A 13829-nucleotide genomic window follows, 5' to 3' on the forward strand; every position below is an offset into this window, starting at 1 on the left:
AACAGTGACGCTAAGCGTGTGCTCAAGCTTCACTGAAGAGGTATTGGATGAGACAGTCATACATAAATGCTATCGCGTTATCCATTACAGACATCATAATGAAAGTTAAAAACGCTGCACAGTATCAAAATGTAATTATTGGCAGTAAACTGTAACTTTCAATTACCTACCGTCCATAAACTTAAATAATAGAGTGCTGAATATTTTTGGAGTAAGAATGACCATCCATATTGTGCTAGTAGCACCAAAAATGCCGAGTAACACTGGCAATATTATTCGACTGTGTGCCAATAGCGGGGCACAGCTACATTTAGTTAGACCATTAGGGTTTGAGCTTGATGACAAAAAGCTACGCCGCGCAGGTCTGGATTATCATGAATATGCTCATTTACAGGTGCATGATGATTGGATAGCTGCAAGGCAAGCACTACAAGCTGCTGACTGCCATGTCGTTACGGCATTGACAACCAAGCTTAGCAAACCGTTTTACGATTATGACTTTGGTAAAAACTCGGACTCTGACGCATCTGATAATTCTGCTATGCCTAATATTGCGCTGGTTTTCGGTTCTGAGACAGCAGGTCTGGCAGACGATATACGTGAAGATATCGGTGCTGATAACTGGCTAAGACTGCCCATGCTAGCTGACTCGCGTAGTTTGAACTTATCAAATAGCGTAGCCATTTGTTTGTACGAGATATGGCGACAGCAAGGGTTTACAGGCGATGAAGGTCGTAGCGTTGGTTATGAGACATTGACAGTCTATGACCCAAAATAGCTATGTGTTTAAACAATAGCTATAGACTTAGAAATATTTGCGTACTCAATGAGCAGTGAAGTATTAGATACTGCTCATGCACATATGATAATTTTCTAGTGCGACATCGAGCATATCTTATCGTTTATAAAGCACTTATAAAGCACTTATAAAGTACTTATAAACAGTTTGGTGGTTTGGGTAATCCTGCCAAGCGATTGACATGACGCGCAACCAAACCTGTATTAAACAATTGCTGTAGCTTTTGATTGCTAATATCAAGTTCTGGCAAAGTCTTTTGTAGCCATTTAATTAGTGGACGGGTTGCTGGCGCGTGATTAAATTTGTCAAAAAACGCGCGCACTTGTTGCAAAACTTCTAAATGCTCATCGCTCAGATTAACCTCTAACGTGTCTGCCAATTGCTGCGCGATAGCAGGTGTCCAAATCGTATGGTCACATAGATGGCCGTCTTGATCTAATTCGATATCAGCCGCTGATAATGCAGCGTTGTGAGTGGTCATGTCATTACTCATAAGGCAATCGTCACCACTTTGTCAAACTGACTGCTCTGAGTCAGATTCACCCATTCTGCGTCGGTTAAAATAGCAGTCAACTTAGTCTCTAAATTAAGTTTGCCAGTTGTATTTGTTGTGAGCTGGGCGATGTCATCTGCTAATGCGTAAATACCAGAAATATCATCTATATCGCTATCATTTAAATAAGCATTGAGCCAGTCGATAAAAGCAGGGGTGGCGCCAAGCAGAAGGATACTATCACCTGTGCGCCAAGTGTGAGACATCTCTTCAGTACTGCGTCTAAGGGTAGCCATCGTGCTATGCAATTGATATAAAGTTGCCATAAAAGTGTCCGATTACGTGCTTTATTATTTTATAAATCTAAGTTATACAGCGATTTAAAAGGTAAGTATCTGCTCAAAGTCTTGCGAGTTAATGACCTCTGGCACGAGTGTGAGCTGTGATGCCAGATCTGTCGGCAACATACCAGTGACCCAGCCACTAAAGACATCATCAGGTAGCCAAGCTGCAGGCATATCGTAAAGCTCAAGTGACTGAATCATGCCATGCAGCCGCGAGTCAGATTGCATCAACAAGCCAAAGACTGGCGCATCTAAGAACAGTTGCACCTCATGACCAAATGTCGCTAAAGTTAGCGCAAGCGCACAGCCTTCGTAGCTTGCTGCTTCAGTAGGCGTATGCAGCTGAATTAATAATCTCATTATGTATTCCTAAAAATAGTTACCGCTACCAGTGATCTCAATAGACAAACTATCAAACGACATGCTATCAAAACTGTATCAAACGACAGTTATCCTGCATCATCATCGCAAGTTCACTGAGTCCCACTAATGTAAACCCTGTCGCAAGATTGGCACCGTCAAGCTGATGGCGTGAGCTGTTGTCTACATCACTCACGCCGCGGCTAAGGGCTGTACTGACACAGACAGGCAGGGGTAATTGATACTGCTCAGCCAAAGACTGCCATTCTTTGGTCAAGTCTAATTGATCGGCTGACTGCCAACGCAATCGATTGGCTATATGAGCCGAGTCGCCATAAAAGAAGACGTTGAGCAGGGGTTGTTCAGAGGTAGTATTATCGCTGCTGCCTGTACTATTAGTGTCAGTGTTATCAACATCATGACTATTCGCTGCGCGATTCAGGTAAGCGCGTGCATAGCGTAACGCCAAGTGTGCCAATGGGTGACTAGGGTCAGCAGTAATCAGTAGTAACGGGGTAGTGGTCGTCATAAGGCGCAGTATCACATATTATAAATAAGAGTTTAAAAATTATGGCCGAGTTGCTATAAATGCTTTGTATAAAGTCATTTGGTCGTTATTATTATAGTGCTTGTGTGCAAATTTGCGTGACAGAAAACAGAATTTATACTGATAATGAGACATGCAGCGGATCATACTGTCACATCAAATAGCGGCGCGTCGTCTCTATCAAAGATGTTTATGCTAACATAAAGCGCCGCAAACCAAGTAGAGTCACTGTTATTTAACGTGGTTTTATCTCAAGTGTAAGCACATTGAGTATTATTATTTGATGCTGTGACTGCCTCGTAAGAAAAAACAATAAACTTATGAGCTAGGTTCACGTAGTCTTACCATTCTATGTAAGGAGTTTTTGTCACTATGTTACCTGCTATGCCCCCACGTGTGAACAATGGTACAGATTATCAGCCTACCGTAGAACAACTGCAAGTCCTGCAGACAGCGAGCGAATTTGCTTATCAGATTTGGGAAAGTCGGACCGTTTCATGTCAGACGTTTTTGCGTAGCTATCCATTGAATAGTACGTTGACCCGCCAGCAAATCGATGATCTGATACAAGATTATACGTTAGATGAGAACTATCAACTCGCTGACGAAACCAAGGTCATGAGTGGTTTGCGTCACTTGCGCACGCTACTGATGATGCGTTGGATTTGGCAAGATGCTTTGCAGACGATCAGTCTGGAGCAGCTGACCGATGAGTTGTCTGAATTTGCAGATGGCTGTATCTCTTTTGCTAAAGATTATACCTATCAGCACTTGGTTTCTAGATATGGCGAGCCGACCTTTATCAATGAACAAGGCAATGTACAGATTGATGATATGGCAATCATGGCCATGGGTAAACTTGGTGCGCAAGAGCTGAATTTATCAAGTGATATTGATCTAATCTTTATACATCAAGCGCGCGGCGAGACCAATGGCAATAAAGCAAAAGGCACACGTAGCATAGATAACAAACGCTTTATGACCAGATTGGGCCAAGGCATTATTAAACTGCTTGATAACAAGACCGCTGACGGTTTTGTCTTTCGAGTAGATATGCGCTTACGTCCATGGGGTGATGGAAGTGATTTGGCCATTCATCTATCCGCATTACAAAAGTACTTTACGATGCATGGGCGTGCATGGGAGCGTTTTGCTTGGTTAAAAGCACGCGTGGTCGGACAAATAGACCAGCCATTCTATGAAGAGATACAATTCCTGATTAAGCCATTTGTCTTTCGTTATTACGTGGACTACAGTGCATTTTCGGCATTGAGAGAGATGAAGTCTCTTATTCAAAACCAAGTTGCACAGCGTGAAGACTTGGATAATATCAAGCTTGGCGCGGGCGGCATTAGAGATATTGAGTTTATCGTACAGGCCTTTCAGCTTATCTATGGTGGCCGGCATCCACAGCTGCAAATCAAACCTTGCTTGCAAGCGATGCAAGTATTGTCTGAGCTTGGCTACCTGGAGCATTCAACTTACGAGCAGCTACAGGCAGCGTATCGGTTCTTACGCCGGCTTGAGCATGCTATTCAAGCGATTAATGACCAACAGACCCAGCGCTTACCACACGATGAGCAGTGGCAGCATAATCTAGCAGTGACGCTGAATTTTGAAAACTGGCATGCCTTATTAGATCAGCTTAATCGTCATCGCGAGAGTGTCAATGTGCCGTTTGAGCGTATGGTCACTGAGCGCCAAGTACCTGACAACGAAGATACCGACCTAGAACCAGAGCACTTAGATGAGCAAATTGCCCGTTTAAATGAAGTGCTAACAGAAGAAAATCGCGAGTTATTACAGAGCTTTTGGCAATCAAAAATGGTAGCTAACTTAAGTGATGAGGCCAGAGAGCGCTTAGACGATGCGTATCCTGTCATTGTCCATGCATTGTTAGCGCATCAAGAGCAGCAGCAACTTGCCAATACTGCTTTACCGAGATTGATCTCACTGCTTGAAGCGATTTGTCGCCGTTCTATTTACTTGGTCATGATTGCTGAAAACCCCAATGCAACGATTGAGCTGATTCCAATGCTATCTGCCAGCCCGTGGATCGCAAAAGAGTTGGCTCAGTATCCTGTATTATTAGACACATTTTTGCAGCAGCGTTATCGCCATCTGCCAGATAAACGTGAGCTGCGTGATATCTTGCGCCAACAGTTGCTACGCGTCGAGCCTAACGATGAGGAAGAGCTGTTAAGCGTCCTACGTCTGTTCAAAAAGAATCAGGTGTTGGCGGTTGCTGCTAGTGATGTATTGGCTGAACGCCCGATTATGAAAGTATCGGATTCATTGACTTATATCGCTGAAGTCGTACTAGAAGCAGCATTAGAGCGCGCTTTTGCAGAGATTGTTAATCGTTATGGGTATCCTATTGGCCAAGATGGCGACCCAGTCACTGAAGCGGACTGCGGCTTTGCAATTATCGGTTATGGCAAGCTTGGTGGCTTAGAGCTATCGTATTCTTCAGATTTGGACTTGGTATTCTTACACAAGATAAAAGAGCAAGGCATGACCACTGGTGAAAAATCAGTCAGTGGTATGAAGTTTGCCGCGCGTCTTGTACAAAAACTGATGAATTATCTCAATACTCAAACACGTGATGGCCGTGCCTATGAGATTGATATGCGTCTGCGACCCTCAGGAAATGCTGGCATGATGGTAGTGTCTTGTCATGCGTTTGAAACCTATCAAATGGATAAAGCATGGTCATGGGAGCATCAAGCGTTGGTACGTGCTCGTGCGATTTGTGGAGACAGACGAGTCACTGCACGCTTCTGTGATATTCGCCGCGATGTCTTGTCGTTGCCACGGACACTGGATCAAGTACGTAGTGAAGTTACTAGCATGCGTATCAAAATGCAAAAGCATCTAGGCACGAGCCAATGGCAGCAGGAAGCGGGCAAATTTCATCTTAAGCAAGATGCAGGCGGTATTGTAGACATTGAGTTCTTAGCACAGTTTGCCGTATTGGCCTACTCGCATGAATATCCGAGTTTGACCAAATGGAGCGATAATGTGCGAATTTTTGCAGAAGTTGCCTTGCTTGGTATTTGGGATGACCAAGTCTGTCAGGATTTGACCGATGCCTATCTAAGAATACGTGCTGCCACGCATCAATTGGCACTATCAGAGCAGTCTTTGCTCGTTGATGAGTCATTGTGGCAGGAGACGCGAGCGTTAGTACAGTCACAATGGCAGCATCTTATGGGTGTGGAGACAGACGACGAGTAATATCGTAACTTGTATGATTAAGGCCTTGCCGATAGTCCAAGAGACGCTTAAACTGTAAGGCCTTGTGATAATTAAAAAGCGTAATTAAAAACTATAGGGTCTCAAACCAAAAGATTTCATTTGCCAATACGGCCAGTGATATAATCGGTCACACATCATCTTAATACTGTTAGCTGTTCGTCATAATCAAGCTGTGCTTTAAGCAATAAAAATGGGCACTGCGGTGTTATCATACGATGTTGATCACTACTGTTAAATAAAACCTACCTAAAAAAAGTTAGACGTCAGTGCTAGCATAAGGATTATAAAATGAATATGGCAACACAAGATGGTAAGCTTTGGATGAATGGCACAATGATCGAACAGCCAGATGCTAAAGTTCATGTGCTTACCCATAGCTTGCATTATGGCATGGCTGTGTTTGAAGGCGTGCGTGCTTACCAAACCGCTGATAACCGCACGGCTATTTTTCGCCTAAAGGAACACACTGAACGTCTACTTGGTTCGGCAAAAATCTTTCAAATGGACGTACCGTTTGATGCGGCCACTCTAGAGCAAGCACATAAAGATGTGGTAAAGCAAAACAACTTGGCAGAAGCCTATATTCGTCCGCTTATTTGGGTAGGTGCAGAAAAGCTTGGCTTATCTTCACGTGACAATAGCATCAATGCTATGGTTGCTGCATGGCACTGGGGTGCATATCTTGGTGAGGAAGGTATCAAAAATGGTATCCGTGTAAAAACCTCTTCATTTACGCATCATATGCCAAATGTCACTATGTGTAAGGCAAAAGCTTCAAGCAACTATCCTGTGTCTATCATGGCCAACCAAGAAGTCACTCGTAATGGTTATGACGAAGCTATCTTGATGGATCCGCAAGGGTATGTGTGTCAAGGTGCTGGCGAGAACTTATTCTTGGTAAAAGATGGCGTGCTACATACGCCAGATTTAGCGGGCGGTGCATTGGACGGTATTACCCGCCGTACTATCTTACAGTTCGCGGCTGACCTAGGTATCAATGTCATCGAACGCCGTATCACTCGTGATGAGTTTTACTTAGCTGACGAGATATTTATGACAGGTACTGCTGCTGAAGTGACGCCTATTCGTGAATATGACGATCGCATCATCGGTAATGGTGGCCGCGGTGAGTTGACTGAAAAACTACAAACCTTATACTTTGATGTAGTCCATGGCCGTAATGAGAAATATATGGACTGGTTAAGCTTTATTGATTAATACAATATCTAGCAAGGAGCTAAAAAAGAAAGCCAACGCTATTAAATAGTGTTGGCTTTCTTTTTTTGAAAGAAAAATCAGCATGCCCATTAATCGTTGTTTTTATATCACTGTTCGATATTATAATATTTAATTTTAGACTTTATTTTTGCTTCGACTTTTCTAACATTACGGCTATTGATTGTTTTGCTCATGGATCTAAATGGAATCAACAGCTTATCACCAATACCATCGACTAGTACAAACTCAGGAATACCGTGTCTTTGTTCTGTATACATGATACCTGCAATATTTACTTCACCAAATACAACGTGTAAGCTACAGCATTCATTAAAAAATTTATCCAAAGCATCTGCATGATTTTTATCAAAGCTATTATCTTTGTCTAAATCATACACAGACACAACTGAGCCATTAGGAGAGGTTATTTTTTCAGTAACTAGTGCTAGCCCTTGGTCTGTTCCAATCATACCGTAAACTGTTTCGATAGGAAAAGTATAAGTAAGCTTAGCGTAGCTGTTTTTACATAATTGCAAATACTGTAATAACTCTCTACGGAACTGTTTGTAAATCCCTTGAGAGCGATGTGCACGTAAATAATGTTGCTTAGCCCTTGCACCATCAGCAGTAGCATGTTTCGGATTCATAATTTTTATTATTTTGTCTGAATATACTGGATGCTCAAATACAATTTTCTGAGTACCTTGGCCTAGTAATTTGAGGTTTTTAGTCAAGAGCATGGTTATGTTTTTCCTATACTGCAGTATCTGAGATTTGAATATTTACGAAACAATAAAATATGATGTTTAATCATGACATATTAGACTTTCAGTTATAACGTTGGTAGAAGTTATTTGTTAGCTCAAAATAGTACTAATAAATGATTAACCAACAAATATTATTATTGAGGTTAAGCTCTAATTTATTAATATGAACCGCCCCGACTATATCGGAGAGTGGATTGCTTGAGTCAGGCAGCTTTGTCTGACTCAGTAAGACTATCATAGTATCGTCTCTCAAACTCAAAAGGCGACACATAACCAATCGTACTATGAATGCGAGTTTTGTTAAACCAATCGACCCATTCAAGGGTTGCTAATTCAACATCATTCACACCTTGCCACTGCTGTTTTAAATATTCAATCACCTCTGTTTTATAAAGCCCGTTAACCGTTTCAGCCAATGCATTATCGTATGAATCACCGGTTGTACCAACAGATGCAATAACGCCAGAATCAGCCATCTTATCAATATAGCGAATGGATAAGTACTGAACGCCGCGATCACTATGATGAATCACATCTTTTGGGTTATTTCTGTCTGCAATGGCTTGATTTAACGCTGCCATCACCATATCCGTGTTCATACGATCTGATACTTTCCAACCAACGATAGCGCGAGCAAACACATCAATGATAAAAGCAGTATATACCCAACCACTCAATGTCTTTATATAGGTAAAATCAGCTACCCATAGTTGGTTAGGGCGATGGGCGTTAAAGTTACGATTAACTAAATCATCAGCACGCTTTTGATCATCACGAGACTTAGTCGTTATCTTACCTTTACCTCGCCAAACACCTTGCATACCATGCTGACGCATTAACCGCTCTATAGTGCAGCGTGCAGGATGTATACCCTCTGCTTTCAACTGTTGCCAAACTTTACGAGCACCGTATCGGCATTTGCTGTTCTTCCAGATACGTTTAATCTCATTAAGGTAGAAATCGTCATGCTGACTACGCTGTGAACGCTTTTCAGGATTTTCTTCTAGTTCTTTAGCACGATAGTATGTGGATGGAGCAATCGGTAATACTCTACAGATTGGCTCGACTCCATATTGTTGTTTATGATCTTCAATAAAATCAACCATTACTTGGGTTTGCGGTCGAGCTCCGCCTGGGCGAAAAAAGCTGCAGCTTTCTTTATAATCTCATTGGCTTGCTTTAACTCTCTGTTCTCACGTTCAAGCTCTTTGATACGCTCCGCTTGGCTTTGAGCTTGAATGTTTGCAGGAATGGTTTTATCAATGTGCTTTTTATGCCATGATCGTAGGGTCTCAGGCGTGCAACCTATCTTTGGCGCTATGGCTTTGATGGCTGACCAGGTGGATGGGTAATCGTCTTTAGCTGCAATCAGCATACGGACGGCGCTCTCTTTCATTTCAGGGGTATAATTTCGTGTTTTCATTGTCATATTCTCTCAGAAAATTGAGTCTCCGACAATCCCGGGGCGGTTCAATAGTTCAATATCAAGTATTCTTCAATAGATACTCATAATACGAGTTAGGCTTTATGTCTTTCACATAAGACATTTTATGTATACTGGCTTGCGAGATAATATTTTGATATTCAGTTTCATTGTAAGGTTTGTCTAGTGACGCAACCAATAAATGAGGTTTAGTATCATCAATGATAGGGCATTGATATCTTGCAAGCTCGCCTTTTATAAGCGTATCAAATAAAATCTGGAAGAAAAAGTAGTGAGGGATATATTCTTGTGTTTTCCAAAAATTTAAAATTAAGTCTAAACAGGTATGAATAACCGGATCATTTTTTCGAGCAAAGATAACGCTATTTAACACATTGATTTTATGGTCACTTTCCCAAGAAAAATAGCTCTTGTTAAATTTTTTCCATTGTTCTTTATCTCGTGCATCTTCGGCACGTTGATACATAAAGAAACCACTATTTTTCAGCATGGCAGGTAGAGGTGCAGTGAGGTAAATCGTTGCATCTAACCAAATACCGCCATAAACATCGAGCAAGGCAAGACGCACTAAATCAGCAAAGAAGGCTGGTCTGAAACCTGGAGACGTTTTTTTATCCCAAATAAAATCAGGTAAATCTAGATAGTCGTAGATATTGCTGTCATCTAGACGGATGATTTTATAGTCAGCAGCATGTTTGTCTACTGATTTGAAATATAGTTTGACTGATTCAGGAAGGTGGTTTTCAGTAATACCTTGCCCCCAGTATTGCCAAATGATTTTTTCGTTCTTAAATTCTTTTTTTGGCTGCAATGAAAAAGTCATTAACTTGCCATGGTTATATAGCTCAATGAATTGTGCCCAACACTTTGCAACTTGGTTTTGCTGTTCGAAGTCAGCTTTCTTTTCAAAAGTTTTGCGCTTACTTCTAGGTGTGACTACGTTATAAAGATAGCGATAGGGTTTTTTCTTTTTTCTTTTTAACTTTGTATACGCTTTACTGTCTGAAAAAAAGCGAGGCGATATATTGTCTGAATCGAGTTTTGAGTTTTCTTTTACGTCTGCCATTATTCTTTTTCCATTCAGCTTGAGTAATCTTATTATTAGTCTCACCTCTGAGATATGAGTGCCCGCCAAAACGATAATGGGACTTATCAGAGAACATTAACTTAGAGGTTTTTTTCCAGTACTCACGTTCACCACGTGTGAAGTACGGGGGTAGTATTTTAATGTCTGTGCGCTCTAAAGCAAACTTATTTAGATGGCTTTCATCATGCCAAAGAGCAATAATGTCCTCTTTTAAATCAGCTTGCGTATTGTTGTACAGAATATGACATAACTCTAAGTAAGCATTACTTTCACCTCCATTTAGAGCGCCTGTGAAATAGTATTTACCTTTATTGTAGGGAATATAGGCTTTACTGTTCGAATTGCGATCGTAGGTATATTTCTTACGGTTGTGATGAAACATGTGAGGCTGAATACATAGGGTTAATTTTTCCTCAGACTTTAACGGCAGTAAAGCTTGCTTAGTGACTGTTTCTAGAAACTCCGTATTAGCATTGAAGAAAAAAACATAATCATGTCTTTTAATTAAAGGCTCTGCATCTAAGAAGAATTTAAATCTCATTAACGTACTAAATGGCCATTCAAGAGCATCTTTTTTTAGAGCTGTCACATTATTATCTAGTGCATTAAGTGAGTCTATCAATGACTCATCATCGGTAAATAGAATATAGTGTTTGTGACAGTCGGGTAGTAAATGTTTTTCAGCAGATTTATAGAAGTAATCCCAAAACACAGTATATCGACCAGTTGCAATATATAGAATGGCAACAGATGGTTGAGGGTGATTATCTATTGTAGAAATAGTTGATAGCATAGCAAACTCGATTGTCGTAATAAAATTATTGTCTATGATTTATAGTCGATATCGAAAAAATTATTTAAAAGGCACTTCTTTCGCGAAAAGGGCTTTTTTAGCTTGTGTCACTAATCTTCTAGCTTCTTTGTGTACTTTAGCGAATCCTTTTTGCTTTTCTAGCTTCATTCGATCTTTACGATCTGTTAGTAGTGCACTAGGTAGAGAAGGGTTATTCTTGTGTAAAAGCATTTCTTGGATACATAACGCAGGTACTAACTGTTGCACTGGCTCAGAGCCATTAATAATAAAATTATCGAACATTAAACTATCTAGAGGTAGTAAGTCATTATCTTTGATATAGTCTAGATATACTTTGGCACCTTGCAGAGATAGTATATAGCCTGCTGTGCCTAGATTTTTACCTTTTAATTCAGTTACATAGCGCTTACCATCTAAGACAGTATGTGTATCTTTTGATAAATAGGTTTTTTTGGCAAAAGCTTCAATTTTAACGATCTGCCAGTCAAGTTTAATCCACTTGTCGCAATTGAGTAACGTCTCAGCATCAGCACCTAAATAAATATCATCTTCAAAAATAGTGGCATATGCTAAATTCTCTTTAATGATTTTCTCCCAAATTGCTACGTGACTCATCATACATGCTAACTCACCTGGAGTTAGGTTTGTAGAGGTTAAACTTAAAGCCAAACGTTCAGCATAAGGTTTCGCAATATCCGGTGTTAAAGCATCAAAGAATTCATAGCTTACGTTATGTTTACCAAATTCTGATTCAATATGCTTTCTGCGGTCGGTTGCAGAGGCTAAGCTAATGACAAACTTTCTCATAATAGGGTGGTCCTACATTATTTGGTAATAATTAAGTTTTTAATGGCTATGGCTTTATCTTGCAACATTCTTTTCTGTTTTTTCAAACTATAAGATGAGTCTCTACCTTCTTTTTCTTTACGCTGTATATTTTGGGTCGCTTGTGTACCTAAGATATCGCTGTCGAATCCCATTGGGCTGATCAGTGCAGGCCACACGCCTAGGCCTTTACCATTTTGGCTAAGCCACCTTTGGAAGAAAATGTCGACAGGCATATAAATGGTTTTGCCTTGTTTAATAAACTCTTCTGCACCTTTGCGTGACCAAATAAGTCCTAAGCCGCGGATAGGGAAGTAATAAGCATGCCATAAAGTATGCGCATCAAAAGTAACAATGTCTTTAGCAAGCTTCTTCTTTTTAGCTGCGATATTTACGAGATACCAGTCCAACTCTGGGTGAGTATGTAGATACGTCAGTGTCTTATCAATAACAGGTTTAAAACTACTGGTCATCTTCATATCATCTTCTAATACAACCAAAATATCAGCATCAGTTTCCAAGAACTTTTGTGCACATTGATAATGGCTTAAATAGCAGCCGATTTCTGAATTTAAGAGACTACGACCTAAGTTACTTCTGGCACTTTTATCATCATAGTTTACAAACTCCGATAAATCCTTGCCGCGACCATCATAAGCAGATACGCGTTCAAATGGCCAGTCAATATTATTGAGCTGCTGTCTTGATCTTTCTAGTCGCTCATTGCTACCGTCTAGATTGATCAAGTAAGTAAGAACTTTCATATCATTTACCTTTTGATAGCACATTGGGTTTCTTCTCTCAACAACGATTTGGGTAAGTATAGATAGAACTTTTTAATCATTGCTTTATTAACCTTTTGTGAAAACCCTTCACTTAATAAGTCCATGCTTTGAATACAACCGTATTTTATAGATTCATCATCTAAATTTTTTATGAATTTCTCTACGCTATATTCATTTTTAAGATAGTTTAGGTTTAAATCAGGTTTCAGAACGGCTTGATTTTTCTGTATGCTCAAGTGATTAGCCAAAGAAACTGGATCGAATTGAGATATATCTCTAAAACGATGCTTTATCTGATTTTCCAAAAAAGTAAGGTTGCTTAGTAAATAGCTGCTTAATATGCTCTTGTCAACAATATGAGGATAATGATGTATCTTGAAGAATTGGTTAGTCTTAAGAGGCATAGAGCCTAACATTTGAGCTGTAGTATATTTAGGCTGAATCGGATTCTCTAAAAATTTGTTTAAGAGTTTTCGATATTTCATTTTAGTATTAAGTACTATTTTCTTTTGCCAATGGCCATGAATAATGATTTTTTCATTATCCAAAAAGTCATCCATTCTTACTGGTTGGTTAAAAAAGAAATCATCATTCATATAGATGAAGTAATCAGATAGCCCTTTAATATTCCATATCATTGTCTCGATTGAAGTGCTATTAAACGTAGGTAAAAACTGCTCGTAACCCGAAAATATGTCCTTATGATCAACGATGCGTATTTTATCTGCTGAGCAAATACCTTGCTTGGCAAACTCATCGATGAACGCTGGCTTTTGTTGATCTGTGACGACATATATATGACGACAAAAAGGCACATATTTGATGATAGAAGCAATATTATAATATATCTCATCGTCGCTAGCGAAACGCGTGTCAGTTATTGCGTCAGATGCCACTTCTTTAGTTGGCTTATACTGTTCTCGCTTTTGTTTGAGTATAGGGTCTGCGCCATCTACCCAAGCAATGACGATGTCTAATGTACTTTCATTAGGCTGCTTCATAACTGATCCTGCTCTCATCGGATATGCATCTATTTTAGTAGCTATATTAGACCAGCTATGATATTTGCTGATGCGATTATTAACAAG

Annotated in this window: 14 protein-coding genes and 1 other annotated feature; of the genes, 3 read left to right on the top strand and 11 right to left on the bottom strand. The window is 40.1% G+C overall.

Features of this window, described 5'->3' with window-relative positions; all coding sequences use genetic code 11:
• Positions 1 to 217: 217 nt before the first annotated feature.
• Positions 218 to 778, top strand: coding sequence for a tRNA (cytidine(34)-2'-O)-methyltransferase (locus tag ACS8FA_RS20655; protein WP_439267108.1), 561 nt, complete (start codon positions 218 to 220; stop codon positions 776 to 778).
• A gap of 157 nt (positions 779 to 935) precedes the next feature.
• On the opposite strand, the gene ACS8FA_RS20660 is transcribed toward ACS8FA_RS20655, so the two are convergent.
• The 4 genes from ACS8FA_RS20660 to tusD form a co-directional block, all read right to left on the bottom strand.
• A complete protein-coding gene (locus ACS8FA_RS20660) occupies positions 936 to 1280 on the bottom strand; it encodes a TusE/DsrC/DsvC family sulfur relay protein (RefSeq protein WP_238053025.1) in 345 nt (114 codons plus the stop codon).
• An 8-nt stretch (positions 1281 to 1288) separates the two neighbouring features.
• Entirely contained in the window at positions 1289 to 1618 is a 330-nt protein-coding gene (locus ACS8FA_RS20665) for a hypothetical protein (protein ID WP_439267106.1), read from the bottom strand.
• A 54-nt stretch (positions 1619 to 1672) separates the two neighbouring features.
• The gene (locus ACS8FA_RS20670; protein WP_101204423.1) at positions 1673 to 1996 is read right to left on the bottom strand and encodes a hypothetical protein; all 324 of its coding nucleotides are present in this window, start codon (positions 1994 to 1996) and stop codon (positions 1673 to 1675) included.
• Positions 1997 to 2063: 67 nt separating this feature from the next.
• A complete protein-coding gene (tusD, locus tag ACS8FA_RS20675) occupies positions 2064 to 2525 on the bottom strand; it encodes a sulfurtransferase complex subunit TusD (RefSeq protein WP_261868953.1) in 462 nt (153 codons plus the stop codon).
• Positions 2526 to 2915: 390 nt separating this feature from the next.
• Between tusD and glnE the strand changes: the two genes are divergently transcribed.
• Together glnE and ACS8FA_RS20685 are read left to right on the top strand one after the other, a co-directional pair.
• On the top strand, positions 2916 to 5780 hold the full coding sequence (glnE, locus tag ACS8FA_RS20680; protein WP_439267103.1) for a bifunctional [glutamate--ammonia ligase]-adenylyl-L-tyrosine phosphorylase/[glutamate--ammonia-ligase] adenylyltransferase: 2865 nt from the start codon (positions 2916 to 2918) through the stop codon (positions 5778 to 5780).
• Between the two features lie 309 nt (positions 5781 to 6089).
• Positions 6090 to 7019, top strand: coding sequence for a branched-chain amino acid transaminase (locus ACS8FA_RS20685; protein WP_439267101.1), 930 nt, complete (start codon positions 6090 to 6092; stop codon positions 7017 to 7019).
• Between the two features lie 107 nt (positions 7020 to 7126).
• Here ACS8FA_RS20685 and ACS8FA_RS20690 read toward each other — a convergent pair whose 3' ends face one another.
• The 7 genes from ACS8FA_RS20690 to ACS8FA_RS20720 form a co-directional block, all read right to left on the bottom strand.
• Positions 7127 to 7759 carry a YrbL family protein gene (locus tag ACS8FA_RS20690; protein ID WP_439267099.1) on the bottom strand — a complete coding sequence of 211 codons (633 nt, stop codon included), beginning with the start codon at positions 7757 to 7759 and terminating at the stop codon, positions 7127 to 7129.
• A gap of 230 nt (positions 7760 to 7989) precedes the next feature.
• Positions 7990 to 9209 (bottom strand): IS3 family transposase gene (locus ACS8FA_RS20695; protein ID WP_439267503.1). Its coding sequence is split into 2 segments (ribosomal slippage): positions 7990 to 8933 and positions 8933 to 9209, totalling 1221 coding nucleotides; the frame shifts between segments, so codons are not numbered across the junction.
• Positions 8818 to 8934: a sequence feature (AL1L pseudoknot), on the bottom strand. (Overlaps the previous gene by 117 nt.)
• A 61-nt stretch (positions 9210 to 9270) precedes the next feature.
• Positions 9271 to 10296 (bottom strand): capsular polysaccharide synthesis protein, encoded by a 1026-nt coding sequence (locus tag ACS8FA_RS20700; protein ID WP_439266657.1) that lies wholly within the window; start codon positions 10294 to 10296, stop codon positions 9271 to 9273.
• Positions 10226 to 11110, bottom strand: a complete 885-nt coding sequence (locus ACS8FA_RS20705) for a glycosyltransferase (RefSeq protein ID WP_439266655.1) — start codon at positions 11108 to 11110, stop codon at positions 10226 to 10228. The genes ACS8FA_RS20700 and ACS8FA_RS20705 overlap by 71 nt, the downstream gene beginning before the upstream one ends.
• 60 nt (positions 11111 to 11170) lie before the next feature.
• Positions 11171 to 11938: a glycosyltransferase family 25 protein gene (locus ACS8FA_RS20710; RefSeq protein ID WP_439266653.1), complete on the bottom strand. Its 768-nt coding sequence runs from the start codon at positions 11936 to 11938 to the stop codon at positions 11171 to 11173.
• A gap of 17 nt (positions 11939 to 11955) precedes the next feature.
• Entirely contained in the window at positions 11956 to 12720 is a 765-nt protein-coding gene (locus tag ACS8FA_RS20715; protein ID WP_439266650.1) for a glycosyltransferase family 25 protein, read from the bottom strand.
• 5 nt (positions 12721 to 12725) lie between these two features.
• On the bottom strand, positions 12726 to 13742 hold the full coding sequence (locus tag ACS8FA_RS20720; protein WP_439266662.1) for a stealth family protein: 1017 nt from the start codon (positions 13740 to 13742) through the stop codon (positions 12726 to 12728).
• Positions 13743 to 13829: the final 87 nt, after the last annotated feature.

Origin of the sequence: Psychrobacter sp. 1Y1, assembly GCF_051847395.2 — a bacterium.
GTDB lineage: Bacteria > Pseudomonadota > Gammaproteobacteria > Pseudomonadales > Moraxellaceae > Psychrobacter.

Bases quoted from the DNA above. Each gene is read 5' to 3' on its own strand.
- ACS8FA_RS20655 (WP_439267108.1), top strand. From the start codon at position 218: ATGACCATCCATATTGTGCTAGTAGCACCAAAAATGCCGAGTAACACT.
- ACS8FA_RS20660 (WP_238053025.1), bottom strand. From the start codon at position 1,280: ATGACCACTCACAACGCTGCATTATCAGCGGCTGATATCGAATTAGAT.
- ACS8FA_RS20665 (WP_439267106.1), bottom strand. From the start codon at position 1,618: ATGGCAACTTTATATCAATTGCATAGCACGATGGCTACCCTTAGACGC.
- ACS8FA_RS20670 (WP_101204423.1), bottom strand. From the start codon at position 1,996: ATGAGATTATTAATTCAGCTGCATACGCCTACTGAAGCAGCAAGCTAC.
- tusD (WP_261868953.1), bottom strand. From the start codon at position 2,525: ATGACGACCACTACCCCGTTACTACTGATTACTGCTGACCCTAGTCAC.
- glnE (WP_439267103.1), top strand. From the start codon at position 2,916: ATGTTACCTGCTATGCCCCCACGTGTGAACAATGGTACAGATTATCAG.
- ACS8FA_RS20685 (WP_439267101.1), top strand. From the start codon at position 6,090: ATGAATATGGCAACACAAGATGGTAAGCTTTGGATGAATGGCACAATG.
- ACS8FA_RS20690 (WP_439267099.1), bottom strand. From the start codon at position 7,759: ATGCTCTTGACTAAAAACCTCAAATTACTAGGCCAAGGTACTCAGAAA.
- ACS8FA_RS20700 (WP_439266657.1), bottom strand. From the start codon at position 10,296: ATGGCAGACGTAAAAGAAAACTCAAAACTCGATTCAGACAATATATCG.
- ACS8FA_RS20705 (WP_439266655.1), bottom strand. From the start codon at position 11,110: ATGCTATCAACTATTTCTACAATAGATAATCACCCTCAACCATCTGTT.
- ACS8FA_RS20710 (WP_439266653.1), bottom strand. From the start codon at position 11,938: ATGAGAAAGTTTGTCATTAGCTTAGCCTCTGCAACCGACCGCAGAAAG.
- ACS8FA_RS20715 (WP_439266650.1), bottom strand. From the start codon at position 12,720: ATGAAAGTTCTTACTTACTTGATCAATCTAGACGGTAGCAATGAGCGA.
- ACS8FA_RS20720 (WP_439266662.1), bottom strand. From the start codon at position 13,742: ATGAAGCAGCCTAATGAAAGTACATTAGACATCGTCATTGCTTGGGTA.